Source organism: Kibdelosporangium phytohabitans, from assembly GCF_001302585.1.
Taxonomy (GTDB): Bacteria; Actinomycetota; Actinomycetes; order Mycobacteriales; family Pseudonocardiaceae; genus Kibdelosporangium; species Kibdelosporangium phytohabitans.
Genome location: NZ_CP012752.1, coordinates 700,735 through 726,154, shown reverse-complemented (window position 1 = coordinate 726,154; position 25,420 = coordinate 700,735). Strand labels below are relative to the sequence as shown.

The 25,420-nt window shown below is 67.9% G+C and carries 23 protein-coding genes; 11 read left to right on the top strand and 12 right to left on the bottom strand.

Annotation, left to right across the window (positions count from 1 at the left end; genetic code table 11):
* Positions 1–119: 119 nt before the first annotated feature.
* The 5 genes from AOZ06_RS03480 to AOZ06_RS03460 all read right to left on the bottom strand — a co-directional run bounded on the left by AOZ06_RS03480 (position 120) and on the right by AOZ06_RS03460 (position 5,358).
* Entirely contained in the window at positions 120–602 is a 483-nt protein-coding gene (locus tag AOZ06_RS03480; RefSeq protein WP_157232779.1) for a hypothetical protein, read from the bottom strand.
* Positions 603–715: 113 nt separating this feature from the next.
* Complete coding sequence (locus tag AOZ06_RS03475; protein WP_054288079.1) at positions 716–1,948, bottom strand: C39 family peptidase; 1,233 nt, start codon at positions 1,946–1,948, stop codon at positions 716–718.
* A 79-nt stretch (positions 1,949–2,027) separates the two neighbouring features.
* Positions 2,028–2,633, bottom strand: coding sequence for a PadR family transcriptional regulator (locus tag AOZ06_RS03470; RefSeq protein WP_054288078.1), 606 nt, complete (start codon positions 2,631–2,633; stop codon positions 2,028–2,030).
* Positions 2,634–2,693: 60 nt separating this feature from the next.
* Positions 2,694–4,406 carry a TIGR03767 family metallophosphoesterase gene (locus tag AOZ06_RS03465; protein ID WP_054288077.1) on the bottom strand — a complete coding sequence of 571 codons (1,713 nt, stop codon included), beginning with the start codon at positions 4,404–4,406 and terminating at the stop codon, positions 2,694–2,696.
* A 136-nt stretch (positions 4,407–4,542) separates the two neighbouring features.
* Entirely contained in the window at positions 4,543–5,358 is an 816-nt protein-coding gene (locus tag AOZ06_RS03460; protein WP_054288076.1) for an NAD(P)H-binding protein, read from the bottom strand.
* 108 nt (positions 5,359–5,466) lie between these two features.
* On the opposite strand from AOZ06_RS03460, the gene AOZ06_RS03455 reads away from it, so the two are divergent.
* The 5 genes from AOZ06_RS03455 to AOZ06_RS03435 all read left to right on the top strand — a co-directional run bounded on the left by AOZ06_RS03455 (position 5,467) and on the right by AOZ06_RS03435 (position 8,831).
* The gene (locus tag AOZ06_RS03455) at positions 5,467–5,844 is read left to right on the top strand and encodes a winged helix-turn-helix transcriptional regulator (protein ID WP_054288075.1); all 378 of its coding nucleotides are present in this window, start codon (positions 5,467–5,469) and stop codon (positions 5,842–5,844) included.
* Positions 5,841–6,809 carry a gamma-glutamylcyclotransferase family protein gene (locus AOZ06_RS03450; protein WP_054288074.1) on the top strand — a complete coding sequence of 323 codons (969 nt, stop codon included), beginning with the start codon at positions 5,841–5,843 and terminating at the stop codon, positions 6,807–6,809. Before AOZ06_RS03455 ends, AOZ06_RS03450 begins: the two co-directional genes overlap by 4 nt.
* 81 nt (positions 6,810–6,890) lie before the next feature.
* The gene (locus tag AOZ06_RS03445; protein WP_054288073.1) at positions 6,891–7,505 is read left to right on the top strand and encodes a DUF4232 domain-containing protein; all 615 of its coding nucleotides are present in this window, start codon (positions 6,891–6,893) and stop codon (positions 7,503–7,505) included.
* 46 nt (positions 7,506–7,551) lie between these two features.
* The gene (locus tag AOZ06_RS03440) at positions 7,552–7,947 is read left to right on the top strand and encodes a hypothetical protein (protein ID WP_054288072.1); all 396 of its coding nucleotides are present in this window, start codon (positions 7,552–7,554) and stop codon (positions 7,945–7,947) included.
* 29 nt (positions 7,948–7,976) lie between these two features.
* On the top strand, positions 7,977–8,831 hold the full coding sequence (locus tag AOZ06_RS03435; protein WP_157232777.1) for a DUF3558 domain-containing protein: 855 nt from the start codon (positions 7,977–7,979) through the stop codon (positions 8,829–8,831).
* On the opposite strand, the gene AOZ06_RS03430 is transcribed toward AOZ06_RS03435, so the two are convergent.
* Positions 8,818–10,407, bottom strand: coding sequence for an FAD-binding oxidoreductase (locus AOZ06_RS03430; RefSeq protein ID WP_054288070.1), 1,590 nt, complete (start codon positions 10,405–10,407; stop codon positions 8,818–8,820). The two genes, AOZ06_RS03435 and AOZ06_RS03430, sit on opposite strands and share 14 nt — an antisense overlap.
* 16 nt (positions 10,408–10,423) lie before the next feature.
* Here AOZ06_RS03430 and AOZ06_RS03425 point away from each other — a divergent pair, with 16 nt between their 5' ends.
* From AOZ06_RS03425 to AOZ06_RS03410, 4 genes are read left to right on the top strand one after another with little or no spacing between them, the layout of a single operon-like run.
* Positions 10,424–11,014 carry a TetR/AcrR family transcriptional regulator gene (locus AOZ06_RS03425; protein WP_157232776.1) on the top strand — a complete coding sequence of 197 codons (591 nt, stop codon included), beginning with the start codon at positions 10,424–10,426 and terminating at the stop codon, positions 11,012–11,014.
* Entirely contained in the window at positions 11,011–12,516 is a 1,506-nt protein-coding gene (locus AOZ06_RS03420) for a glycerol-3-phosphate dehydrogenase/oxidase (protein WP_054288068.1), read from the top strand. The genes AOZ06_RS03425 and AOZ06_RS03420 overlap by 4 nt, the downstream gene beginning before the upstream one ends.
* Positions 12,517–12,575: 59 nt before the next feature.
* On the top strand, positions 12,576–13,484 hold the full coding sequence (locus AOZ06_RS03415; protein ID WP_054296396.1) for an ABC transporter ATP-binding protein: 909 nt from the start codon (positions 12,576–12,578) through the stop codon (positions 13,482–13,484).
* Complete coding sequence (locus AOZ06_RS03410) at positions 13,481–14,674, top strand: ABC transporter permease (protein WP_225953088.1); 1,194 nt, start codon at positions 13,481–13,483, stop codon at positions 14,672–14,674. Before AOZ06_RS03415 ends, AOZ06_RS03410 begins: the two co-directional genes overlap by 4 nt.
* Here AOZ06_RS03410 and AOZ06_RS03405 read toward each other — a convergent pair.
* From AOZ06_RS03405 to AOZ06_RS03395, 3 genes are all read right to left on the bottom strand, one after another.
* A complete protein-coding gene (locus tag AOZ06_RS03405; RefSeq protein WP_054288067.1) occupies positions 14,669–15,985 on the bottom strand; it encodes a cryptochrome/photolyase family protein in 1,317 nt (438 codons plus the stop codon). The genes AOZ06_RS03410 and AOZ06_RS03405 overlap by 6 nt on opposite strands.
* Positions 15,986–16,083: 98 nt before the next feature.
* A complete protein-coding gene (locus AOZ06_RS03400; protein WP_054288066.1) occupies positions 16,084–17,400 on the bottom strand; it encodes a citrate synthase in 1,317 nt (438 codons plus the stop codon).
* 204 nt (positions 17,401–17,604) lie between these two features.
* Entirely contained in the window at positions 17,605–18,546 is a 942-nt protein-coding gene (locus tag AOZ06_RS03395) for a carbohydrate kinase family protein (RefSeq protein ID WP_054288065.1), read from the bottom strand.
* A 69-nt stretch (positions 18,547–18,615) separates the two neighbouring features.
* Here AOZ06_RS03395 and AOZ06_RS03390 point away from each other — a divergent pair, with 69 nt between their 5' ends.
* The gene (locus AOZ06_RS03390) at positions 18,616–19,761 is read left to right on the top strand and encodes an acyl-CoA dehydrogenase family protein (protein ID WP_054288064.1); all 1,146 of its coding nucleotides are present in this window, start codon (positions 18,616–18,618) and stop codon (positions 19,759–19,761) included.
* A 54-nt stretch (positions 19,762–19,815) separates the two neighbouring features.
* On the opposite strand, the gene AOZ06_RS03385 is transcribed toward AOZ06_RS03390, so the two are convergent.
* From AOZ06_RS03385 to AOZ06_RS03375, 3 genes are all read right to left on the bottom strand, one after another.
* Entirely contained in the window at positions 19,816–21,027 is a 1,212-nt protein-coding gene (locus AOZ06_RS03385) for an amidohydrolase (RefSeq protein ID WP_054288063.1), read from the bottom strand.
* 14 nt (positions 21,028–21,041) lie between these two features.
* Positions 21,042–23,315: a glycosyl hydrolase family 95 catalytic domain-containing protein gene (locus tag AOZ06_RS03380; RefSeq protein ID WP_054288062.1), complete on the bottom strand. Its 2,274-nt coding sequence runs from the start codon at positions 23,313–23,315 to the stop codon at positions 21,042–21,044.
* A 117-nt stretch (positions 23,316–23,432) separates the two neighbouring features.
* On the bottom strand, positions 23,433–23,963 hold the full coding sequence (locus AOZ06_RS03375; RefSeq protein WP_218921926.1) for a MarR family winged helix-turn-helix transcriptional regulator: 531 nt from the start codon (positions 23,961–23,963) through the stop codon (positions 23,433–23,435).
* 54 nt (positions 23,964–24,017) lie between these two features.
* On the opposite strand from AOZ06_RS03375, the gene AOZ06_RS03370 reads away from it, so the two are divergent.
* Positions 24,018–25,043 (top strand): alpha/beta hydrolase, encoded by a 1,026-nt coding sequence (locus AOZ06_RS03370; RefSeq protein ID WP_054288060.1) that lies wholly within the window; start codon positions 24,018–24,020, stop codon positions 25,041–25,043.
* The last annotated feature ends 377 nt before the right edge of the window (positions 25,044–25,420 follow it).

The window sequence follows — 25,420 nt, the reverse complement described above, 5'->3', positions numbered from 1 at the left end:
TTCGGTCCGTCGTCAGGGCAGCACCGGACGCGACGACCATTCCAGACCAGTGTGGAACACGAACGCCTTGGGACAAAGGCAAACCCGGCTACTGCCGGATATCGAGCAATTTGGCGATATCAGGAAGCGGTTGCCCCGCCGCCGGTCTGCGCGGCGCCCTTCGGCTTCACCTTGACTTGCTGCTTGGGCTGTTGTGGCGCTTTCCCCTTCGGCGCGACAACCTCGAAGGCAGCACTCACGGCTTTGCCCGGGCACTTGAAGGAAACGGTGTACTTCCCCGGCCTGGCGTCGGGCCGCACCTTCGCCTCCACCATGTAGACAGTGCCTTCGACGACTTCGGCCTTGCCCAGCAGCAGCGCCGGGGCATCGATCCCGGACGCGTTGACCTCCGCGCCGCAGTACAGGCTCACCGAGATCTTCGCGCCGGGCTCCCCTTTGCCGGGGCTGACAGAGATCTTGGCCTTCGACGGGTCCAGCTTGCCCTCATCGGTCTGCGTCTGGCCCGATGGAGCCCCTGTCGGCGTGGCACCCGCGATCGGCGCGGCGATCGCGAGTGCCCCCGTCGCGATCAGGGCAGCATAAGCAAACCTGCGCATTCTCATGATTTCTCCCTCTAGGCGAACAGCCGGTCAACGGCTGCTCGATCCCCGACTCTCACAAGTAGAGTCGTGCGGGAGACGCCAAGGTTGATCGGCGTTACCGATCCGTGACAACGCTACCGCGTGATGATGTAAGCGACCCCGCCCGGCCCGCTCGCGACGGAACCGTCTGCGCGGTAACGCTTTGTGCGCTGCCAGATGTTCTCGAACTGCGCACGCTTGTAGACGTTGCGAACGCGGTCGTTGCTCGACGACGCGGGGTCGTTGACGATCACGTCGCCGTCCTTGGTGAACCCGATGACCACCATGATGTGCCCGGACGTGCCGTATCCCGCGCCGTCCAGTTCCGTCGAGAGGAACGACTGCGACGTGATCACGGGGATGCCGCGCTTGATGTAGTGCTCCAGCTCGGTCAACGAACGCAGCCGCGTGACGTGTGCCTTCAGGCCGTACGTCGCGGCGTAGGCGGTGTTGAACGGCCAGTTCCCCGTACCGTCGTAGTCCTTGTCGTACGTGTAACGCGCGGCGTGGTCGACGCTCGGGTCCGCATAGGACGGATCGACCCACGATAGGTCTTCTTTGGACGGACGCTTGCCCCAGTACTCCACGACCATCTGCGTCGACGTCGGGCTGCACCAGGCTTCCCCGCCACCGCCGTATTCCGGGTACTGTCCAACGTGGATGTTCTGGGAGTACGCCGGGACCTTCAGCTCCTTGCCCCACGCGCCCCCGCTCGGACTCGTCGGCACCGTGAAGCGGTCGGGGATCGCGGACGTCATCGCCCCGGCCATGGACAGCGTCGGCGACTCGTTGCTGCCCGCCGCGCGCAACAGCGTGACGCGCAGCTGGTAGCCGCGCAGCGTGGACTTCGCGACGAACGTGTCGACGTCGACGTAACCGTTGCCGTCGGACTGCTGGGGCAGGCTCGTGCGGCGGATGTCCGTGTCGTTCGAGGCCCAGCGGCCCATGCCGTACCAGATCGTCTCGGCGCCCGCGGATGTCCGGCCGCGCATCTCGACGTTGAGCCACGTCCCCTTCGGCGTGGTCGCGTTCCACGACGCCACGAGCTGGGTCGCGTCGAAGCCGTGGCGGTAGAACGGTGAGGTCCACGTGCCGTACTCGTACTTGCGGGCGCGCGTGCCGGGCTCGGCGTGGTCGATCACGCCGGCTGGGCGGCTGATGCGCAGCCCGCGCAAGGTCGGGATCAGTCCGTCGCGGTGGCCCGCGTAGAAGAAGTCACGGGACTGCCATGAGTGGTAGTCGACCGGCGCTTGTGGTTGCGCGGCTGCCGCGGGCAGGGCGGGTAACGCGAGGAGCGTGGCGATGGCTAGCACGGCTAAGCGGGTCATGGCGCCTCCCTCGGAGCGAGTGGGAGACATTTTCATCATTGCCGGAGATCATGTAAACCGCTGCCGGGGTGGAATGTCGTCAGGGCGGCTCGCGGTCCAGCTCCTCCATCAGGTCCTTCCAGAACTTCTCCACTGTGCGCTCGTAGCGCATCCCCAGCTCGAGTGTCTTGAGCTGCCAGCGGTCGGCCATCTCCTCGATCTCGGCGCGCTGCTGGTCGTAGCCGTCCGCGCGGTCGCGGTGCGACTGGTAGCGCTGCGCGGCGAGCCTTCGGATGTCCTCCGGGCTCGCGCCGACACAGAAGAACAGCTTGAGCAGGCCGGTGTCCCTGACCTCGGTCTGCTCGAGCGTCGGTTCCGCGAGCCACTCGGCCAGTGCCTCGCGGCCCTCGTCGGTGATCTCGTATGTCCTCTTGCGCCTGCCGCCCTCCTCGGTCGTCCGGGTCACCAGACCCGCGGCGGCCAGCCGGGCGGGCTCGTCGTAGAGCTGGGAGTGGGCGAACGCCCAGAAGTTGCCGATGGTCCGGCCGACCCGCTGTTTGAGCTGGTAGCTCGTGGCCGGGCCGAACGAGAGCATGCCGAGCACCACGTACGAGGTCGCGTTGAGCTTGCGCGATCGTCCGGTTGTCGGCTCGGCGGGGTCGGCGGGCAGCGGGGTCACCTCCTGGGGCGCGATCGCCCTGACCATATCGATCACCCAGCGTTCGCGCCCTCCCTATGCCATCACAGTCGCGCTGCCCGTGCGCGATCAGAACGGTTTCGTGAGCACCAGCTCCGTGTTGTGGTCGACGGCCGAGCCCAGCAGACCCGGGTCCATGTGCAAGTCGTTGAGCGAAATCTGCCGGTACAGCGAGGCCAGGCCGGGCTGGGAGGCGTCGTCGTACGCCGCTTCGTACGGCGCGTCGGCCTCGACGAGGGTTGTGAAAATCGAGAGCGTGCCGTCGGCGTTGTCCGTCAACTCGATGATCCTGGCGTGTTGTGGATAGTCGATGTGTGACGCCGTGTTGATTTCCCAGAAGCCCTGTTCGGGTGTGGCACCGCGGTGCGCGGTGATCCGGTTGCGGTGGCTGTGGCCGTTGACCCACGCCACCACGTTCGGGAAACGGTTGAGCAGCGCAACCAACGCGGCGCCGTCCCGTCGTGGCTCGAGCAGGTTCGTCGGGTCGGGCAGCAGGTTGCCCATCGACGTGCTGGTGTGGTGGCTGAACAGGATGAACAACGTGTCCGCGGCACTCGCGCGGACCAGGTTGCCCTTGCTGTCGTAGTACCGGGAGCTGCCCGCTTTCAGCGTGCGCTCGATCCACTTGAGCTGGCCGTCGCCCATCGAGCCGTCCGCGAGACCGGCCCGGTTGGTGGTGTCCATGCCGATGCCCGCGACGCCCGGTGCGACCTGGAACGTGTAGTAGAGGTCACGCCCGGCCGCGTTGGCGGGGCCGAAGCCGTGCCCGACCGGCCCGGGACCCGTGTTGCGCGGGTCACGGTGCGCGGCGACGTATTCCTTCGACGTGAAGGGCTTGCGGCGGGCGTCCCTGGTGACCGTCCGGATCGGTCCGGAGAACCCCAGCAGCAGCTCGACCGCTTTGAGCGGCGAGGTCTTCATGGCGCGGGCGAGTTTCTCCGCGTCGGCCGTCGACGAGAAGCCTTCGATCTTGTGCGATCCGGTGTAGATGGCGTCGATCAGCGGGACACCGCTGGGGAACGTGCCCTGCACGCTGTCGTCGTGGTTGCCGAAAACGCTGTACCAGGGCCGGTTGAGGCCGGGGCTGGTGAACGGTTTGATGGCGTTGGCAAGCAGCTCCGGCATCAGCGGGAAGCCCTTGTCCTTGTACATGTCGGCCACGGCGTCGCCGGGGTTCCAGTACAGTGCCGAACGCGAGTTCTGCACGCCCTCGAACCGCGCGGGATCACCCGTGTTGGGGATGACGGTGCCGCCGTTGAGGATGGTGAGGAACCATTCGAGTTCGACGGTCTCGTGGTTGTCGGTGTTGTCACCGGTGCTGAGCACGAAGTCGAACGCGTTGCCGGTGTACGGGCCCCGCAGCGCGTTCACGCGCCGGACGAGAGCCGCCGCGCCCTGCGTGCCCAGAGTCTCTTGTGGACGGTGTGCGGAGCCGATGAACGGGTGCAGGTACTCCACCCGCGCCGGGCTCTGCGCGTCGATCACGTGCATGTCGGTGAGCTGCACGAAGGCCGTCAGCGCGGTGCGCCGGTCGTCCCGGCCGCCCGACGGCTCGACGAGGTCGGCACGCACGACCAGCGGCCACCCGGGGCCGGCGGCGAGGCGCCGGAACCCGGTACTGCCGACCGGGGTGCCGACGGTCTCCAGTGTGGTCCCCGCCGGGCTGATCGTGCGCTTGGTGGTTTCCCGCAACGCTTTGTCGCGCGCCTGCGCCGGTGTGGCGGCGAGCAGACCCAGTGCACCAGTGGCTGTCAGGATGCTACGGCGGCTCAGGTTGGCCATGTCGCTGATCGTGCCGGAAAACGTGAAGAAAAGTCACTACTCCAAAAGTTGTGATCCACGGATCTATTGTGGACAGCACGGAGTGCTCAACTTTGACGACTGCCGTCGGCGGGGTGGGCGCCGACGGCAGAACAGGTCAGCGACCGACCGCGGCACGGACCGCGTCGGCGAGCGGGACGCTCGGCCGTCCGATGATCTTCTCCAGGTCGGGCCGTACTTCGGCGAGAGCGCCGTTGCCGATGTGCACGTAGATGTCGGTGTACAGGTCGGCCGCGTGCCCGGGCAACCCCGCCGCCACGTACCCGGCGCGCAGGTCCGCCGCCGGAATGCTCTTGTGCGCGAACGGTTTCCCGGCGATTTCCGCCACGGTCGCCGCGAATTCGTCGAATGTCCACGCGGTCGAGCCGGTGAGCTCGTACGCCGCGTTCTCGTGGCCGGGCGTCGTCGCCACGACCGCGGCAGCCAGCGCGAAGTCGTCACGGGACGCCGACGCGAGCAACCCGGATCCCGCGGCGGTCAGGAAGGTGTCCGGGGTGTGTGCGAGCTGGGCGGTGTAGTTCTCGTGGTACATGTTGTTGCGCAGGAACGTGAAGGGGATACCGGTCGCCCGGATCGCCTCTTCGGTTCCCTTGTGGTCGACCGCGAGCGCGAGTGGCGACTGGGGCGCCTCGGTCACACTCGTGTAGATGATGTGCCCGACGCCCGCCCGCTGCGCCGCGTCGACCGCGTTGCGGTGCTGGGTGAGCCGGTCCTCGGCGCTCGTGGAGATCAGGATCAGCTTGGTCACGCCGTCGAACGCCTGCGCCAGGCCCGCCGGGTCGGCGAAGTCGACCTGGCGCCCGCCCTGGGACGGTGTGCGGGAACCCGCCACGAAGGACGCGCCGCGCTCGGCGAGGTGCTTGGCGATCAACGTTCCGAGCTGGCCGTTGGCCCCGGTCAACAGAGTAGTCATGACACTAACCATAAGAACGGTACTAACGAATTGAAAGTACCCACTTTGAAGTACTGTACTTACCTTCAGGAAAGTGTCGATGCTAACTCCACGACCTATACTGGCTGAATGGAAAGCGCCACGGTCGACGTGTTCGACATCAACTGTCCATCCCGGGCCGTGATGGAGCACCTGTCGAGCCGCTGGGGCGTGCTGATCCAGATCATGCTGCTGCGCGAGGGGACGATGCGGTTCAGCGAGCTGCGCAGGGCGATCGGCGGCGTGAGCGAGAAGATGCTGGCCCAGACGCTCCAGACGCTCGAGCGCGACGGCATCGTCGACCGGTTCGTGCACCCGGTGATCCCGCCGCACGTGGACTACAGCCTCACCGAGCTCGGTGAGCAGGCGGCCCGGGCCGTGAACACCCTGTTCGACCTGATCGCCGGTCGGTGGACGGACTTCGAGCAGGCACAGGACGCCTACGACAAGCGCAAGGGCGAGAAGTGAGCTCGTTCACCGACGCCGAGTACCCCGCCGCGCCCTACCCCGGCACCCGCCCACCGTTCTCGTACGCGCACCTCGACGGCAAGGGCTACCGCATCCGGCCAGACGACGACCTGGACGAATGGCTCGCCAAGCACAACGCCCCCGCGCTCGCCGAGCGCGTGCCGGTGCTGACCTACGGGTCGAACGCCAACCCGAGCAAGATCACCTGGCTACGCGAGAACCTGGGCCTCTCGGGTCCCGTGGTCGTCCTGCGCGCGCAGTGCACCGGGTTGTCGGCAGTCTGGGCGGCCGGGTTGCGCGTCGTGGACACGCAGCGGCCGGTGACGCTGGCCGCGATGCCGGGCGTGACCGAGACCCATGCCGTGTGGATGGCCGATCCGGCCCAGGTCGCGGTGCTGGACGTCTGCGAGGGCCGCGGCGACCGGTACCAGCTGTCCCGGCTGCGCTCCGGCCGCGTCGAACTGGAGGACGGCGGCGTGTGGGACAGCCTGCTCGCGTACACCGGCAAGGCCGAGATCCGCTGGCCGCTGCTGGTGTCGGGCCGGCCGGTGCGGTGCGCGGATCTCAGCCAGGCGGACGCGCAGGACCTGGTCGGCACGGCGGCGCCGGTGATGGGCCTCGACGTGGTCGCGGTGGACGGCGCGCCCGAGCCCGACGAGTTCCCCGCCCGGGTTTTCGTCTACGGCACGCTCAAGCCGGGTGAGTCCGCGTGGGAGCTGGTCGAGCCGTGGGTGGACGGCGAACCGTACCCGTCGAGCATCGCGGGCGAGGTGTTCGACACCGGCTTCGGCTACCCGGGCCTCAAGCGCGGTTCCGACCGCGTGTCCGGCTGGGTGCTTCCGTTGCGCAGCCCCAAAGCGGCACTGGCCACATTGGATTCGTACGAAGGTGACGAATACCGGCGAATCAGGGCGAACCTGCCCGACGGCACGATTTGCTGGACCTACCTGTGGAAATTCGCCTGACGGGGTGAGGCGGCGCAACCCGGCGTGCGGGTACCCGTCCTAACTGATAGGACCTGGTAACGACGTTTCGGGAGGTGGCACATGGTCCGACACAAGGTGCTCGTCGCAGGGGCGGCAGTGGTTGCCCTCGGCACGCTGGCCGCGTGTGGTGGCGGCAGCGACAACACGACAGCACAACCTCCGCAGACCGTGACCGTGACCCAATCACCCTCGTCACCCAGCGGTTCGCCCACGTCCACAAGCGCGGAACGGCCGGACAGCGTCGTGCGCAGCAGCCAGGTGGCGCGTTGTGCCCCCGGCGTGCTCAAAGGCGAGATCGAGGGCGGTGACGCGGCTGCGGGCAACCGCTACGCCAAGCTGGCCGTCACGAACACGAGTTCCAAAGCGTGCACTTTGTACGGCTATGGCGGTTTGCAGCTGACCGACGCCAACGGCTCCCCCACGCCGACCAAGCTGACCCGCAAGCCCGACCCCGGCCCGGCGCTGGTCACCCTCGAACCAGGCCACAAGGCCTTCAAGAACCTGCACTGGGGCGCCGTGCCGGGCGGCACCGAGCCGACCACCGGCCCGTGCGAACCCGAGTCCATGGGTGCGAAGGTGATCCCGCCGGACGAGACCGAGCCGTTCACCATCAAGTTCGACTTCGGGTCGGTCTGCCAGAAGGGCTCGATCGACGGCAGCGCGTATTACAAATAAGTCCGTTCGTTACCCGTAGGCCGCCACGAGGAGGCACTCTGTCGGCATGTCGACAGAGATCGTCTCCCCGGCCGCCGGGCCGGACGCCGCGGACGACCCGCTGGCCAAGATCACTCTGACGCCCCGGGTCTTCGTCGCGTCGCTGGCGTCCATCGCGCTGGTCGTCGGACTGGTGCTCGGCCTGGTCCCGGTGCGCGTCTCGACGCTGGACACCACCGCCACGGTCAAGGTGAGCTGCGGCAACACCCTCGGTGGCGTGGAGACGCCCCGCCTGGCCGCGAGTCTCGGCAACCCGGAGAAGCCGATCCTCGCCGAGTACGTGGCGATGTGCGACCGCGGTATCGACGCGCGCACTTTGCCCGCGTGGACGCTGTTTTTCGGCGGCATGCTCGGCTGGATCTGGCTCGGCGCGGGCCGCAGGCGAAAATCAGGGCTCGAATAGGTCTGGACCAGTGAGTAGTATCACGGTGTATGAGGGTTCGACCGCATACCGTGATCGTCGCCCTGCTCCTGCTCGCGGGGTGCTCCGCCGAACCAGTGGCCCAGCCCGGCCCGTCCGCGCCGCTGCCACCGGACGAATGGGCGTCGTTCCGCAACGTCGACTCGTGCGCGATTCTCGACGAGACCGCGCTCGCGAGACTGGGGAAGGTCAGCGCGCGCACGTTCACCGGCGCGAGCGCGCACAACTGCGTCGTGACGATCACCCGGCCGGACGGGACGCCTCTCGTGACGCGGGCGTACGTCGGCGAGCGGGTCGCGCAGGACGCCAAACCGGTCGACATCCCCGGGCTGACGGCGTTCCAGGACAGCGGCTGCACGCTGACCGTCAAGACCGCGGGCGAACTCGGCATCGCCATCTCCATCGAGGGCACCGACTACGAGAAACAGTGTGCGCAGTCCCGTGAAGTGGCCACGCTCGTCTCCGCGCAGCTGAAGTCCCCGCCGCAGAACCCGGGCGCGTCGCCGTTCCACGGCAAGGACCCGTGCCAGCCGGTCGGCCAGTTCACCAAGCAGATCGGCTCGCTCAAAGAGGCCAAGCGGCCGACTTTGATCAACTGCGAGCTGACCGGGACCAGCGGCACCCTGCTGATCAGCCACGAGATCGAGAACATGGCCGGGCACGCGCACGGCGAACCGCTCACGATCAGCGGCATGGAGGGCATGCGCCACCAGGAGCCCGACCAGAAGGACCGCTGCATGGTCATGATCATGGTCAGGCCGGTGCTCGAGCAGTCCTACTTCACCACGCGCATCGAGGCCGTCAACGCGCCTGACTCGTGCACGAAGGCGACCGACGCGGCCAACGAGTCGGCTAAGGAGCTATGAGCTTGCCGGGGTTGAGGATCCCGGCCGGGTCGAGCGTGTTCTTCACCGCCGCGAGCACTTCCACGCCGAGGTCGCCGATCTCGCCGGGCAGGTAGGGAGCGTGGTCGACACCGACGGCGTGGTGGTGCGAGATCGTGCCGATCCCGGCGATCGCCTGGCACGCCGCGGTTTTCGCGCGCTGCCACTGTCCGGCCGGGTCGTCGATCGAGCGCGGTGCGATCGCCGTGAAGTACAGCGACGCGCCGGTCTCGTACGCGTGCGAGATGTGGCACATGATGATCGGGCGTTGCAGTGAGCCGGTCAACGCTCGCCGGACTTTGTCGTACAGCTCGTGCAACTGGGACCAATGCGTCGCGGTTTCCAGGGTTTCCACGCACACGCCCGCGTTCATCAACGCGTCGCGCTGCCGTGGCCCGTTGAACCGCCCATGCCGCCATGCCTCACCGAGCACACGGCCCAGCCGCACAGCACCACGCAACCTGCTCATCGCCGCGGCCCGGCGCATCGCCAGCTCCCGCTTGTCCCGCACCTCCCAGCCGAGGATCAGCAGGCACGGCTGCCGCACGCCCCTCAGTTTCAGGTAGGCGCCGAGCCCTTGGGCCTTCAGTCCACCGGTCAGCGCGAACGACACCCGCGTCTCGTCCACATCGGACAGACGGGTGACGTCGGCGAGCACGCGGTCCTGCGCCAGCGCGCGGACCGCCTCGGCGGCCTGGTCCCAGCCGTCGAGCACGAATCCCTCGTAGCGGCGGATCCTGGGCACCGGCCGGATGCGCACGGTCACCTCGGTGATCACGCCGAACGCGCCTTCGCTGCCGATCATCAGGTGCCGCAGGTCCGGCCCGGCCGCCGAAGCCGGCGCGATGCCGAACCGCACCTCGCCGCGGGGCGTGGCAACGCGGACGCCTTCGACCATGTCCTCGAACCTGCCGTACCCCGACGAGGCCTGCCCGGCCGACCGGGTCGCGGCGAACCCGCCGATCGTCGCCCGCTCGAACGACTGCGGCACGTGACCGAGCGTGAACCCATACTCCGCCAAGGCTTTCTCCGCGTCCGGCGCACGCATTCCGGCTTGCAGCACGGCGAGCCTGGACACCTCGTCGACCAGCACCAGCTGGTCCAGCCTGGCCAGGTCCAGCACGATCGACCGATTGGCGGCCTTCACGCCGCCGACCACTGAGGTTCCGCCGCCGAACGGGACGACGTCCAGGCCGAGCTCCGCGCACGCGCGCACCACGTCGGCGACCTCGGCGGGGTTCGCGGGCAGCACGACCGCGTCCGGCACCGAGACCTCCCCGATCCCCTTGTGGGCGAGCAGGTCCAGGTACGACAGGCCACCGGTCCGGCCGAGCCGGCCCGGGCCGTCGGTCAGCACGTGGTCGGCGCCGACGATCCCGTCGAGCACCTCGCGGGCCTTGTCGGGCAGTTCGGACGGCGGTGCGGTGAGCCCGCGAGTGGGGGTCCAGGCGTCCGTCAGCCCAGTCTCCTGCCGGAGCCAACGCAGGGCTTGCGGCGGCAGCTGAGGCGGTTCGTCCGTCCACGCGGACCGCAGGAGCTGGTCAGTTCGGTTCGCCATAGGTACAGTGTGACATATGACGTCACAACGTCACAGTTATCGAGTGGACGACGACGTGCTCCTGGACGCGGCACGCAGCTGCGTGCTGGCCATCGGCGTCGGCCGGACCACGCTCACCGAGGTCGCCCGGCGCGCGCAGGTCAGCCGCATGACGCTGTACCGCCGCTTCCCGGACGTCCGCAGCCTGATCGCGGCACTGATGACAAGGGAGTTCGGCGGGCTGCTCGCCGGGATCTCCGCGTCGCTGACCGGCGCGACGGCTCGCGAGCGACTCGTGACCGGCTTGGTCACCGGTGTACGAGTGCTTGTGGACAACCCGATCATGCGGGCCGCGCTGGACCTGGAACCCGAACTGCTGCTGCCGTACGTGGTGCAGCGCCTGGGCAGCACGCAGCGGCTGACCGAGCAGTTCATCGCCGACCAGCTGAAAGCCGGGCACCACGACGGCTCGATCCGGGTCGCCGGCGTACCGGCCCAGTCCCGTGTCGTGCTGCTGACCATTCAGTCCTTCGTGCTGTCCATGCGTCCTGCGACATCCGATGTGGACAGCGAGGCGCTGCTCGCCGAACTGGGCACGCAGCTCGACGGGGCATTGGAGCGCCGGTGAACACCTCTCTCAACGCCCGCAGGCGCGCACGTGAACTGGCCGACGCCGAACGGGGCGTCGTCGACGTGCTGGTCATCGGCGGTGGCGTGACCGGGGCGGGCGTCGCGCTCGACGCCGCTTCCCGTGGCCTGTCCGTCGTCCTCGCCGAGGCGCACGACCTGGCGTTCGGCACGTCCAGGTGGTCGAGCAAGTTGATCCACGGTGGACTTCGGTACCTCGCGAACGGCGATGTGGGAATCGCGTACGAGAGCGCGGTCGAACGCGGAATCGTGATGACGCGCACAGCGCCGCACCTGACCCGGCCGCTCCCCCAGCTGGTTCCGTTGCACGAAGGCGTTCCCAGCGCGTTGACGTTGACCGGCCTGCACGCGGGCGACCTGCTGCGCCGGGTGGCCCGCACGCCGTCCAGTCTGTTGCCGCGGCCACGGCGTGTTCCCGCCGCGGAAGCGCTTGCGCTGGCGCCGGGGCTCAGGCGCGACGGGCTGCGCGGTGGTCTGCTTTCGTACGACGGACAGGTGATCGACGACGCACGGTTCGTCGTCGCCCTGGCCAGGACCGCGGCCGGGTTCGGCGCGAAGATCCTGACCAGGACCGAGGCGGTCTCGGTCGACGGCGGCGGCGCGCACCTGCGCGACACCCTGACCGGCACGGAATTCGACGTGCGCGCCAGGAAAGTGATCAACGCGACGGGGGTGTGGGCCGGCCGGCTCGTGCCTTCCGTGCGGTTGCGGCCCTCCCGCGGCACGCACATCGTCCTGGCCGGCACGGCGTTGACCGGCACCGGGCTGACGGGCACCTCGCTGACCGTGCCGATTCCCGGCTCGCACAACCGCTTCGTGCTCGTGCTCCCCCAGCTCGACGGGCGGGTCTACGTCGGACTGACCGACGAGCCGGTCGACGGCGAGATCCCGGACGTGCCGAGCGTGCCCGACTCCGATGTGGACTTCCTGCTGTCGGCCGCGTCCTCGGTGCTCGAACGCCCGCTCACCCGCGCCGACGTGCTCGGCGCGTTCGCCGGGCTGCGGCCGTTGCTCGAGGCCGACGGCACCAGTGCCGACCTTTCCCGCCGGCACGCCGTCCGCACCGCCGACAACGGTGTGATCACGGTCGTCGGTGGCAAGTTCACGACGTACCGCCGGATGGCGGCCGACGCGGTGGACGCGACGAAGCTCACCGCGGTTCCCGCCCGTACCAAGGACATCCCGCTCGTCGGCGCGACCGCCCGCGAACGGCTCACCCGAATCGACGCACCGGCTAGGCTGATCGCCAAGTACGGCACGGAGGCACCCGCGGTCGCCGCACTGGATCCGGCCGTCCTGCACCCCGATCTCACGGCCGCCGAAGTGATCTGGGCCATCGAGCACGAAGGCGCACTGGACGCCGCGGACGTGCTGCACCGCCGCAGTCGCGTGGGCCTCGTTTCCGCCGAGGCAAACTGCCTGGTAGACATCGTGAGTGAGTACGCCGGTGCCAACCGGACGAACCACTCACGAGGCTCTTGAGCGCGCGGCGGGCTCAGGCTGGATACTGCGTGGGGGACACGTCCAGCGAGGAAGGAACGATGGTGCCTGAAGCGGGACTGGAGATCGACCGGCTCTCCAAACGCTACGGCGACGTCGTCGCCCTGTCCGACATGACGTTCGAAGTACGGCCGGGTGAACTCTTCGGCTTCGTCGGCAGCAACGGCGCGGGCAAGACCACCACGATGCGGATCGCGCTCGGCGTGCTCGAGGCGGACTCCGGCGCGGTGCGCTGGGCAGGTGACCCGATCACGTTGAGCACCCGCCGCCGGTTCGGCTACATGCCTGAGGAACGCGGCCTCTACCCGAAGATGAAGGTGCTCGACCAGCTGGTCTACCTGGCCAAGCTGCACGGCATGCCCGCCAACGACGCACACCGCGCCGCCGACGACTGGATCGTCCGGCTGGGACTGCGCGAGCGGCGGCTGGACGAGGTGCAGAAGCTGAGCCTCGGCAACCAGCAGCGCGTGCAGCTGGCCGCCGCGCTCGTGCACGACCCCGACGTGCTGGTGCTGGACGAGCCGTTCTCGGGGCTGGATCCGGTCGCGGTCGACGTGATGAGCCAGGTGCTCAAGGAGAAGTCGGCGGCCGGGATTCCGGTCGTGTTCTCAAGCCACCAGCTCGACCTTGTCCAAAGGTTGTGCGACCGTGTCGGAATCGTGAACAAAGGCACGATGGTCGCCTGTGACACGGTCGACGCGTTGCGCTCGGCCGGTTCGTCGGAGCTGCACGTGCACGCGCCCGCGGCGCCGCCGGGGTGGGCCGCGGGCATCGCCGGCGTGACAGTGGTGTCCGAACTGGACGGCCACACGTCGCTGCGGGTCGGTGACGGCGTCGACGACCAGGTGATCCTGCGTGCCGCGCTGGACACCGGCCCGGTGCACGAGTTCAGCAGGCACCGCCCGTCGCTGGCCGACCTGTTCCGCGACGTAGTCAAGGAGGGGCGTTGAGCACCGAGCTGAAGCCCGCCCAAGCCGTGTTCCTGGTCGCGGGCCGCGAGCTGAACACCAAGCTGCGCACCCGGTCCTTCGTGATCAGCACGATCGTGTCGGTCGTCGTGCTCGCCGCGTTCGTGCTGTTGCAGAGCTCCACCTTCGACGAGGGCAGCCGCAGCCGGGTCGGGCTGAGCGGCCAGGCCACCGCGCTCGGCCCGGACATCGTCGAGTCGGCGAGGCAGATCGGCCACCAGGTCGCGATCGTCGACATCGCCGACCCGGCGCAGGGCGAGCAGCAGGTCAGGGACAACGACCTGGACGCGCTCGTCACCGGGCCGGTCGGGTCGCTCCAGGTGACAGTCAAGGACACGCTGAACACGGAGCTGCGCAACACGCTCAACGGCCTGATGAGCCAGCAGGTCCTGATCTCCGAGATGTCGCAGACCGAACTGAATCCGAAAGAGGTGCTCGCCACCGCGGCGGCGGCGCAGGTGAAGGTCACCGAGCTCGAGCCGCGCGGTGACGACCAGGGTCAGCGGCTGGCGATCGGCCTGATCGTGGCGTTCCTGCTGTACATGGCGCTGATGATCTACGGCCAGATGGTCGCGCAGGGCGTGGTCGAGGAGAAGTCCAGCCGTGTGGTGGAACTCCTGCTGGCCACCGTGCGGCCGTGGCAGTTGCTGGCGGGCAAGGTGCTCGGGCTCGGTCTGGTCGGGCTGATCCAGTTCGCCGTGATCTCCGCTGTCGGCCTCGTCGCCGGCCTCGCGACAGGCGCGCTGACGCTCTCCGCCGCCGCGGTCGGCGGTGTGCTGGCCGGGGTGTTCTGGTACCTGATCGGTTTCTTCTTCTACGCCACCATCTTCGCCGCGCTCGGTTCGCTGGTGTCCCGTCAGGAGGACACGCAGAGCGTGCTCACCCCGGTCACCATGGTGATCGTGATCGGCTTCATCTTCGCGATCAACCTGTTGATCAGCAACAGCGACAGCACGCTGACCATGGTGATGGCGATCCTGCCGCCGTTCGCGCCGATCCTGATGCCGGGGCTGACCGCGCTCGGCCTCGCGCCGATCTGGCTGCAGGCCGTGGCGATCCTGCTGTCGCTCGGCGGCATCGCCCTGGTGGCGTGGCTCGGCGGCCGGATCTACCGCAATGCCGTGCTGCGCACCGGAAGCCGCGTGAAGCTGCGCGAAGCGGTGTCGTCATGACCCCGGCTGGCTCTTGATCGAGTTGTAGCGCGCGAGCGCGACTTCGCGCTCGTGTGCGTGGTCGACGATCGGCTTGGGGTAGTCGATGCCGTCGATCTCCCACGGCTTGTGCACGCGTTTGCCCGTGACACCGCGCAGTTCCGGCACGAACCGGCGGACGTAGTCGCCGTTCGGGTCGAACTTCTCGCCCTGCGTGGTCGGGTTGAACACGCGGAAGTACGGCGCCGCATCGGTTCCGCTGCCCGCCGCCCACTGCCAGTTGTGCTGGTTGGACGCCAGGTCTCCGTCGACCAGGTGCTTCATGAAGTGCCGTGCGCCCCACCACCACGGCAGATGCAGGTCCTTGACCAGGAAGCTGGCGACGACCATCCGGACCCGGTTGTGCATCCAGCCGAGTTCGAGCAGCTGCCGCATTCCCGCGTCCACGATCGGGAATCCGGTCATGCCTTGGCACCACGCGTCGAACGCTTCCCGGTCGTCGTCCAGTTCGATCTTGTCGAACCGGCGGTCCAGGTTCTGACGCGCGCTGTCGGGCTTGTGCCACAACACATCCGCGTAGAACTCGCGCCAGGCCAGCTCGTTGCGGTACGGGCCGGGTGTCAGGTCGCCGAGCAGTGTCCGCGGGTGGACGCAGCCCCAGCGCAGGTACGGCGACATCCAGCTGGTGCCTGGCCGGTCCGGCCGGTTGCGGTTCTCGGAGTAGCCGTCGACGCGCTCGTCGCGGAACTTCTCCCAGGCCGCCAGCGCGGCGGCTTCGCCGGCGCCGGGCAGCTCGGGCACACCGGCCGGGTCCTTGGGGATGCGGCTCGTCCTGGGCGGCTCGATCCAGTCCACAGTGGACGCGTCGGTGTCCGCCGGTTTGCGCCAGCCGTGATCGGCCCACGCCCTGGAGAACGGGGTGAAGACCTTGTACGGCGTGCCGTCCGGTTTGGTGACGCGACCGGGCGCGACCGCGTAGGGCGAGCCGGAACGAACGAAGTCGATGTCGCCGAGCGCGGCTTCTACCTTGTCGTCACGCTCACGGCCATAGGGCGCGTAGTCGGCGGAGACGTGCACGCTCGTCGCGTCGATCTGCTTGGCGATGCGGGGCACCAGCTCGACCGGATCACCGGACACGACCAGCAACCGGCCGTCCAGCTGTTCGTCGAGGTCCCGCAGGCAGCGGTAGAGGAAAGCGAGCCGTGCCGCACCGGACGGCTCGGTCAGGCGCTTGTCCAGCACGAAGAGCGCGAGGGCGTCCTTGTCGGCGGACAACAGCGTGGGGAGGTCCCTGGTCCGCAGGTCACGGCGGAACCAGACGACGGAAGTCATCCGAGAACGCTACCGCGTCCGTGGTGGACGTGCAGAACCGATGTGGCCTTCGTAGCGGTTCGCGCTACGAAGGCCACATCGGTTGCACACGAATCTGGCTAGCGGGCGTCCATCGCCACGTAGTCCCGCTCCTTCGGTCCGATGTAGACCTGACGCGGGCGGCCGATCTTGGTCGCCGGGTCGTTGGTCATCTCCCGCCAGTGCGCGATCCAGCCGGGCAGCCGGCCGAGCGCGAACAGCACGGTGAAGAACTTCGTCGGGAAGCCCATCGCGCGGTAGATCAACCCGGTGTAGAAGTCCACGTTCGGGTAGAGCTTGCGCTGGACGAAGTAGTCGTCGGCGAGCGCGTGCTCCTCGAGCTGCTTGGCGATGTCCAGCAGGCTGTCGTCGCCACCGAGCTTGCCGAGGATCTCGTCCGCGGTCTTCTTGATGATCGCGGCCCTCGGGTCGTAGTTCTTGTAGACCCGGTGGCCGAAGCCCATCAGCTTGACGCCGTCTTCCTTGTTCTTGACCTTGTTGACGAACGACTTCACGTCGCCGCCGGAGTCGCGGATGCCCTCGAGCATCTCCAGCACCGCGCTGTTGGCGCCACCGTGCAGCGGGCCGAACAGGGCGTTGATGCCTGCCGAGATGCTGGCGAACAGGTTCGCCTCGGACGACCCGACCAGCCGCACGGTCGACGTGGAGCAGTTCTGCTCGTGGTCGGCGTGCAGGATGAACAGCAGGTCGAGCGCACGGGCCAGCGCCGGGTCGACGTCGTAGGGCTCCGCGGGGAAGCCGAACGTCATCCGCAGGAAGTTCTCCACCAGGCCGAGCGAGTTGTCCGGGTAGAGGAACGGCTGGCCGACCGACTTCTTGTACGCGTACGCCGCGATGGTCGGCAGCTTGGCCAGCAGCCGGATGGTGGCGATCTCGGTGCGTTCCTCGGTGACCGGCTTGAGGGTCTCCGGGTAGAACGTGGACAGTGCGGACACCGCGGAGCTGAGCACCGGCATCGGGTGCGCGTCCCGCGGGAAGCCGTCGAAGAACCTCTTCAGGTCCTCGTGCAGCAGGGTGTGCCTGCTGATCTTGGTGGTGAAGTCGTTGAGCTGCGCCTCGGACGGCAGCTCGCCGTAGATGAGCAGGTAGCTGACCTCGATGAAGGTCGAGCGCTCGGCCAGCTGCTCGATCGGATATCCGCGGTAGCGCAGAATTCCGGCGTCACCGTCGATGTAGGTGATCTCCGAGGAGCAGGCGGCGGTGTTGACGAAACCGGGGTCCAGTGTGACCAGTCCGGTTTTCGCCAGCAGTTTGCCGAGCTCGATTCCATTCGAGCCCTCGGTGGCGGGTACTACCGCCATTTCGAGCTCTCCGCCGTCGTGGTGAAGCGCGACGGTACGAGTACCGGATTGCGGCGCGGTCGTCGCGTCGGGCATGAACGTCCCTCTCCCGATCGGTCAGGGCGGTGGATCTGGCGAATCAAGCCACGTGCACGCGGTCTGATCGATCGCCGCACCGCAGCACCGCCCCATTGGGGTCCTGTCAACCCCCAACGCTAGTGCGCCGGGGGCGAATCGCACAGTGCGGCGTAAGTTAAGACACGCTGGTGGGACGCTTCTCACATCGATTCACAGAACGATTCAGATGATCGGGCCCAGTTCAGCGGCGAATGGCGGTTCCGCTCCGGCCCTCGACACGGTTATCGCCGCGGCCGCCCCGGCGAATCGCAACGCTGTTCGCCATGCCTGCCCGTCCAGGGCCCGCAGGTGTTCCGATGAGCGGACACCCTTCGTGTACAACCAGCTCAGCAACGCCCCCTGGACCGTGTCCCCCGCACCGATCGTGTCCACGACATTCGTTTCCGTAGCCGGAACCTCGATCAGTTCACCCGGACCGGTAACAACGGCCAGCCCTTTCGAGCCACGCGTGAGCACAACAGCCGCCGGGCCCCGCTGCTGCCATTCCCTGGCAGCTTCGACAGCGTCTTTCGGCCCGGGGGCTTTTCCGGCGAGCCACTCCGCGTCCTCCTCGGACAGCTTGAGCAGGCCGACATCCGGCAACCAGCTCTCGAACCGGGCCCGGTAGGCGTCCGCGTCGGCGATGAGCACCGGCCGGACGTTCGGGTCCAGCGCGATCAAGGCGCCGGTCCGCCGCATGACCTGCTCATACGCGCTCGCACCCGGCTCGAGCACGAGCGAGAGCGTGCCCAGCGAGAGGATGGCCGCCTCCGGCAGCGCCGAGGGCGCCTCGAACAGCCGGTCCGCCGTGCCCTCGGCGTAGAACGTGTACCTGGCGCTGCCGTCCGGCCCGAGGCTGGTCACCGCGAGCGTCGTCGGCTCCGGCCCACGCTGCAGGTATGACGCGTCCACATTGGACACCGTCAGCCGCTCGACGAGCGCGTCGCCGAAATCGTCGGTCGAGATCCTGGACAGGAAACTCACCGGAGTCCCGAGCCGACCCACCGTGACGGCGACGTTGTACGGGCCGCCGCCCAGCCGGGGCAGCAGCGCACCGGGCTCACCGTCGAGTGTGGACTTCGCGGGCACCAGGTCGACCAGCGCCTCACCAGCGACAACGATCACGGCACCCAACCTACCCCGGGCGGTAATCTGGGCTGTCCTTTAGTACTGCGTGTATACGGAGATCCCGCTATGGCAGTCGAACGTCTGCTCCCGGACACCGAGGCGGAGGACCTCATCGCCCTGGTCCGGGACATCGCCGCCAACGAACTGGCACCGAAAGCCGGCGAGTACGAGGAGAAGGAACGCTTCCCCCGTGAAGAGTTCCGCCTGCTCGGCCGATCCGGCCTGCTCGGCCTGCCGTACCCGGAGCAATGGGGCGGCAGCGGAGTGTCGTACGAGGTCTACCTGCAGGTTCTCGAGGAAATCGCGGCGGCGTGGATGACCGTGGGCGTCGGCCTGTCGGTGCACACCATGTCCTGCTACGCGCTGGCCGAGTACGGCACGGACGAGCAGCGGGACCAGTTCCTGGCGGACATGCTCGGCGGCGACCTGCTCGGCGCGTACGCCCTGTCGGAAACCCACGCGGGCTCGGACGCGGCCGCGTTGTCGACACGGGCCGTGCTCGACGGCACCGACTACGTGGTCACTGGGACGAAGGCGTGGATCACGCACGGTGGCGAGGCGGACTTCTACACCACCATGGTCCGGACCTCGCCGGACGGCGGCCGGGGCATCAGCTGCCTGCTCGTCCCCGCCGACACGCCCGGCCTGAGCGCGTCGGCACCGGAACGCAAGATGGGCATGACCGCGTCGACGACCGCCCAGATGAACTTCGACCAGGCCAGGGTGCCCGCGTCGCGGCGGCTCGGCGACGAGGGCATCGGCCTGAAGATGGCGCTGTCGGCGCTGAACTCAGGGCGGCTCGGCATCGCGGCCTGCGCCGTCGGCCTCGCCCAGGCGGCGCTGGACGAAGCCATCCGGTACGCCAAGGAGCGCAGCCAGTTCGGCCGGGCGATCATCGAGTTCCAGGGCCTGGAGTTCCTGCTCGCCGACATGGCGGCCGCGGTGGAGTCCGCCCGTGCGACGTACCTGGAGGCCGCGCGGCGGCGTGACCGCGGGTTGCCGTTCAAGCGCCAGGCGTCCATCGCCAAGCTGGTGTCCACCGAGGCCGCGATGAAGGTGACCACGGACGCGGTGCAGGTCCTCGGCGGCGCCGGGTACACGAAAGACTTCCCGGTCGAGCGCTTCATGCGTGAGGCGAAGGTCCCGCAGATCTTCGAGGGCACCAACCAGATCCAGCGCATGGTGATCGCCCGCGAGCTGCGCAACGCCTGAAAGAACTCGTGAGTGGTTCGGCCGGTTTGAACCGGCCGAACCACTCACGAGCTTTCATTCGCTGTAGAAGGGGTTCTTCGTGATGCCCTCGCCCTTGGCGTCGTCGTAGTAGTAGACCTCGTTGCCCTCGATGAAGACGCGGACCGCGCGGCTCATCACGTCGAGCGGGTCGCCGGACCAGAGCACCACGTCGGCGTCGAGACCGGCGGCCAGTGCGCCGACGCGGTCGTCGAGGCCCATCATCTCCGCCGGGTTGATGGTGATCGACCGCAGTGCCGTGTCCGTGTCCAGGCCTTCCTTCACGCACAGCGTCGCCTGGTGGACGAGGAAGTCGATCGGCACCACCGGGTGGTCGGTGGTCAGCGCGATCTTCACACCCGCCCGCGCCATGATCCCCGGGCCCTTCAAGGTGCGGCGGCCCGTCTCGATCTTGCCCCGGCTGGTCATCAGCGGACCGACGATCACCGGAATGCCGCGCTCGGCCAGCGTGTCGGCGAGCAAATGCCCTTCCGTGCCGTGGTTGACGACCAGGCGGTAGCCGAATTCGTCGGCGAGCCGGATCGCGGTGGCGATGTCGTCGGCGCGGTGCGTGTGCTGGCACCACGGCACCTCACCGCTGAGCACCCGCGCGAGGATTTCCATTGTGTTGTCGCGGTCGAACGGTTTGTCGTCGGCCGCCGCCTGGTCGCGTTTCTTGACGTAGTCCTGCGCCTTGGTCAACGCGTCGCGAATGATGGCCGCGACACCCATCCGCGTCGACGGCAGCTTTTTCTGGTCGCCGTACACGCGTTTCGGGTTTTCCCCCAACGCGCTTTTCACACTCGCCGGGTCGCGCATCAGCATGTCCTCGACCGTGCGGCCCCACGCCTTCAGCGCGACCGTCTGCCCGCCGATCGGATTGCCCGAACCGGGCTTGGCGACCAGCGTGGTCACACCACCGGCCAGCGCGTCACGCAGGCCCTGGTCGTCCGGGTTGAACCCGTCGATCGCCCGCAGCCGCGCCCCGTTCGGGTCGGTCATCTCGTTGTAGTCACGGCCTTCCCAGCCGATGCCGTCCTCACCGATCCCGGCGTGCGCGTGCGCCTCCACGAACCCGGGCAGCACCCAGGTCCCGGAGGCGTCCACGATCTCGGCGTCGTCAGGCACATCGACGTCGGCGTCCGCGCCGACCGCGACGATCCTGCCGCCCTCGATCAGCACCGTGCCGCCCTCGATGGGCTCACTCGTTACCGGAACAACGTATCCACCCGTGATAGCCACTGTCACGGATGGACACCGTACTAGCTCATGCCCCACCTGGGGGCGTTGGTGACAGCGGGAACATCCCTCGGCCGCGGGTCCGGCCTGCTGCCGCGCGGCGTGACGACGGCGGTTTCGCCGCGCCTGAGCCGGATCTCGGCGATACCGGGCGACGTTTCCCGCCACGGCAGCCTGCGCCCGTGTTCGTCCCGCACGTCCAGTTCACCGGAAATCCCGTGCCGCAAGGACAAAGGCGCCCCGGCGTGGCTGCGGACAGTGATCCACTCGGTCCGGCCGGCCCGGCGCGACGCGCCGACCTCGAACGCGCCCATGGTACGCAGGCCGTCGATCGAGGCGTCCTGCCACGGCAGCGCGGGGAACACCTTCACCACACCGGGATCGCTGTCGATCAACATGTCCAAAACGGACTGCGCCGCGGTCAGCGGGCTCTCGATCGCGAGGTTCGTGCCCTCCTTGTACATGGTGTTGGGCATCAGCTGGGCGATCCCGATGATGTTGCCGTCGAGCAGGTGGCGCAGGTACGACAACGCCTGCTCCGGCTGCCCCATCATCGAGTACATGGACGACGCGGCCGGATAGCTGTACCCGGCCCACGCCGAACGCATGCTCGACCAGTGCTCGAAGGTGCGGCGGATGATGTCGCGGTCCGCCGGGTTGTCCCAGGTCTTCTCCCGCAACGGATGCATCCACAGCATGTGCGAGAAGTGCCGGTGCGACTCCGTGAGCGGGACGTCCTTGCCGATCATGACGCCCTGCTCGTTCTCGTGGTACGGCGTCAGCCTGGTCGCGACGTCACGCCACCTCGGGTCGGGGTTGACGCGCAGTTCCTGTGCGATCTGCGGCAGGATGCCCGCTGCCCACCGGATCAACGACAGGTCGTAGGTGCAGTCCTCGGCGTCGTGGATCTCCGGCGAACGGGTCAGCGGCAGGTGCAGCTTGCCGTCGTTGCCTTCGGTGAGGAAGTGCAGGTAGAAGTTCAGCGCCTTGGTCAGGATCGGGAACAGCACGTCCTGCAGCACCCAGCGTTGCCTGGTGTGCTGATAGGACTGCCACACGCCGTGCATGGCCCAGATCAGGTTGCCGGTCTGGTCGGTCTTGGTGCTCGTGCCCGGCCTGCCGACCGTGGCGTTGCCGGGGATCTGCGCGCCCAGCTTGGGGCCGCCGGACCGCAGCGTCCGGTCGCCGGGGTGCGCCAGTGCGTACGTCTTGCCGTCGCGGTAGTCCGGTGGGACGGAAAGCTCGAGATTCTCGTGGTAGCGGCGGAAGGTCTCGGTGACAGCGTCCAGTTCGGGGTGGTTGGAGCCGTTCACGAGCGGGTACGACACCTGGACGTTGAGGTTCCACCACACCGCGGTCCAACTGCCGCCGCCGTCGGGGAACCACGGGCCCCACTCGGTCACGACGGGCGCGTTGCGCCGGGTGGCACTGGCCATCTTGTACAGCTGGATCCAGTAGAAGCGTTGAACCCACTTGTCCGGCACGGAAATCAGGCTGCGGGTGTAGTACGAGTTCCACCACGCGCGGTGCGTCGCGACGCTCGGCGGGATCCGGACCTTGGCGAGCGCCTCGGCCAGCCCGGTGGAGTTCGGGTGACCGTAGTGGACGGCGGCGGTCAGGATCTTCCGCGTGCCGAACTGCCTTTCCTGCCAGGCCGTGCTGTACCCGCCGCCCGCGATGAGCGGCTGTTCCACGTGGTTGCGGCCGATCTTCGGCGCCGGGTTGCCGACGTAGTCCGGTGGGATGCGGATCGTGCGCGTGGTGTGCGAGGGCATCGGCGTGAAGCCCCAGCCGGCGTCCCCGGTCGTGGAGACCATGAGGACACCGGACTCGTTGTGCACCAAGGCTTCGAACCGAAGGCTGCCCTGCGCGGTGGCGACTGTGCCGCGGAGTTCGGCGTTCCACAGGTCCAGCGTCCAGTCGACCGCGGTCACCGCCCCTGGCAGGGTGAGCGTCAGGTAGCCGATCGGCAGCCGTGACAGGCCGACCGCGGCTTCCCAGTGCGCGCGTTGGTCCTGCACCAGGCTGTGACTGAGCATGAAGCGCAACACGTTCGGCTCAGGGCCCCGGTAGACCTGGACTCCTAGAAACCCGTTGCCGAGGAAGGGAGCGTTGTCCCACCCGGTCGGCACTTTCCGCCAGACCATCCGGGCGTCGGCCACGATCTGCTCGTGCACTGCGCCACGCCCCGGGGCGGGCCGGTTGCCCGGCTCAGCCCACGCGACCGGATCCCCGGCCACCCAACCGCTGGTGAGGGCCGCGGCCCCCAGGAATGTCCTCCTCGACACGTCCGCCACGGAGGAAACATACGATGAATCGTCGGTTATGACCAGACTTTCTTCCTGATGTAACGGTATTCATCCGATGACTGTTCAGGTACGCGAACAGTTCAGCCCGCTGAACCGAGCTGTCCTCTATGGACGACCGTGTTCGACGGGCGGCATCAGCGGCGGCCCGTCCTGCTCAGCGGCCGTGACGACCTTGCGGAGCAGGTCGGACAACTGCTTGCGTTCACTGTCGGTCAACACGGCGAGGAGCTCGTGTTCGTTGGCAGCCTGGTCCTCGATCGTGGCTTCCCAGCTCCGGTGGCCGAGGTCGGTGAGCTCCACCAGGAGCCGTCGCCGGTCGGCCGGGTCGTGGATCCGCGTGAGGTGACCGGTTTTCTCCAGCCGCTCCAGCCTGCTGGTGAGCGTGGCCGGGTGGGTGTCCAGCGCCTTGGCCAGCCAGGTCGGGCTGACCTGGTACGGCGGGCCGACCGACCGGACCCGCCACAGGATGTCGTACTCCCAGCCCTTGAGGTCGCGCGCGTCGAGGCCGGCCTCCCGGCGGCGCCACAGCAGCCGCACGAGGCCCTGCATCCGGGTGATCGCGCCCTCCACGTGCACGTCGAGGTCCGGCACCTGCTGCGACCAGTAGGCGATGTGTTGATCGATCGAATCGGCCACAGCTGATACTATCATTTCAGATACTACGATTTCGTACTAACTTCGGAGGGCGCCGTGCCACTCTGGCCAGCCGGCTTCGCAGGCCGGGTCGACGAACACACAATCGACAGCGAACTGTTGCGTGACAACACTTTGGGCGACCCGCACAGCAGACCGCTGTGGGTGTACACACCGCCCGGCTACGACGACGACTCACAGCGCCGCTACCCGGTCGTCTACATGCTGCTCGGCTTCACCGGAACACTGCCAGCCTGGAGCAACCAGCCCTCGGCCTACCGGAAATCGGTGCCGGTCGCCATCGACGAGGTGTTCGCCCGAGGCGAGGCGCCACCGATGATCCTGGTGTTCGTGGACGCGTGGACGACGTACGGCGGAAGCCAGTACATCGACTCAGTGGGAACCGGCCGCTACCACTCGTACCTGTGCGACGAGATCGTGCCATGGGTCGACGCCCGCTACCGCACGAAGGCGACCCGCGAACACCGTGCCATCGCAGGGAAATCCAGCGGAGGCCTCGGCGCGTCGATCACCTCGATGCTGCGCCCCGACCTCTTCGGCGCGTTCGCGACACACTCCGGTGACGCACTGTCCGAAGCCCAGTACATCCCCCACTTCCTTATGGCAGCCAGGCAGCTGCGCGCCTACGACGGCGACATCTTCGCCTGGTGGCAGGACTTCCAGTCACGAGTGGCCTTCACCAAAGAAGAAGACATGCGCCTGCTGGAAATCCTCGGCGTGTCAGCCTGCTTCTCCCCAGCCGCCGACGGCACACCACAACTGCCGTTCAACCCCGTGACAGGGGCCATGCGGCCGGAGATCTGGCAGCAGTGGCTGAACTGGGACCCGGTGCGGATGGCACCGGCACACGCCGACGCATTGCGCTCGATGCGTGCGATCTGGATCGACGCGGGAAACCGCGACGAATGGTTCCTCGACCTCGGCGCCCTCGCCCTGCACGAGGCGATGACCGAAGCCGGGGCTCAGAACATCCACTTCGAACTTTTCGATGGTGGTCATTTCTCGATCGAGTACCGTCAGCCCCAAGCCCTGATCTGGCTTGCCAATCAGATCAGCGAGTAGCTCAGGGTTCTTCGCAGCGGACGGCGGTGCGTTCCGTGCTTGCACTCTCTGGGCCGCTTTGATGTCCGGCTCGGTTTCTTGCACGGAACAAGCCTTTCCCTCGCCGGGTGGCTGACCTCTGAGCAGGAGCCGTTGTGTCCGGTGTCCTTCCTCTCTCGTGCTCTGGATCCTTGGTGTGTTTTGCGGTGTGGGCGCTCCTGTCCGTCGGCCTGCCCGGAGGGAACCACGGACTGTCAAGAGGTCCGTTTGGCTTTCGCTTGGCGTTGGTTTGCGTGGGCGAACCTCCTGACAGACCGTGGTTGGCGTAGCCCAGGCCGACAGGCAGGAGCTCCCCCGAACCACCCCTCTGCGCTGGCACGCTCGCTGCATTGGCTATC

Excerpts from the sequence above, each read along its gene's own strand:
- AOZ06_RS03460 (WP_054288076.1), bottom strand. The coding sequence starts at position 5,358 with ATGACTACTCTGTTGACCGGGGCCAACGGCCAGCTCGGAACGTTGATC.
- AOZ06_RS03445 (WP_054288073.1), top strand. The coding sequence starts at position 6,891 with ATGGTCCGACACAAGGTGCTCGTCGCAGGGGCGGCAGTGGTTGCCCTC.
- AOZ06_RS03475 (WP_054288079.1), bottom strand. The coding sequence starts at position 1,948 with ATGACCCGCTTAGCCGTGCTAGCCATCGCCACGCTCCTCGCGTTACCC.
- AOZ06_RS03405 (WP_054288067.1), bottom strand. The coding sequence starts at position 15,985 with ATGACTTCCGTCGTCTGGTTCCGCCGTGACCTGCGGACCAGGGACCTC.
- AOZ06_RS03390 (WP_054288064.1), top strand. The coding sequence starts at position 18,616 with ATGGCAGTCGAACGTCTGCTCCCGGACACCGAGGCGGAGGACCTCATC.
- AOZ06_RS03440 (WP_054288072.1), top strand. The coding sequence starts at position 7,552 with ATGTCGACAGAGATCGTCTCCCCGGCCGCCGGGCCGGACGCCGCGGAC.
- AOZ06_RS03470 (WP_054288078.1), bottom strand. The coding sequence starts at position 2,633 with ATGGTCAGGGCGATCGCGCCCCAGGAGGTGACCCCGCTGCCCGCCGAC.
- AOZ06_RS03480 (WP_157232779.1), bottom strand. The coding sequence starts at position 602 with ATGAGAATGCGCAGGTTTGCTTATGCTGCCCTGATCGCGACGGGGGCA.
- AOZ06_RS03435 (WP_157232777.1), top strand. The coding sequence starts at position 7,977 with ATGAGGGTTCGACCGCATACCGTGATCGTCGCCCTGCTCCTGCTCGCG.
- AOZ06_RS03465 (WP_054288077.1), bottom strand. The coding sequence starts at position 4,406 with ATGGCCAACCTGAGCCGCCGTAGCATCCTGACAGCCACTGGTGCACTG.
- AOZ06_RS03400 (WP_054288066.1), bottom strand. The coding sequence starts at position 17,400 with ATGCCCGACGCGACGACCGCGCCGCAATCCGGTACTCGTACCGTCGCG.
- AOZ06_RS03455 (WP_054288075.1), top strand. The coding sequence starts at position 5,467 with ATGGAAAGCGCCACGGTCGACGTGTTCGACATCAACTGTCCATCCCGG.
- AOZ06_RS03425 (WP_157232776.1), top strand. The coding sequence starts at position 10,424 with ATGACGTCACAACGTCACAGTTATCGAGTGGACGACGACGTGCTCCTG.
- AOZ06_RS03415 (WP_054296396.1), top strand. The coding sequence starts at position 12,576 with ATGGTGCCTGAAGCGGGACTGGAGATCGACCGGCTCTCCAAACGCTAC.
- AOZ06_RS03430 (WP_054288070.1), bottom strand. The coding sequence starts at position 10,407 with ATGGCGAACCGAACTGACCAGCTCCTGCGGTCCGCGTGGACGGACGAA.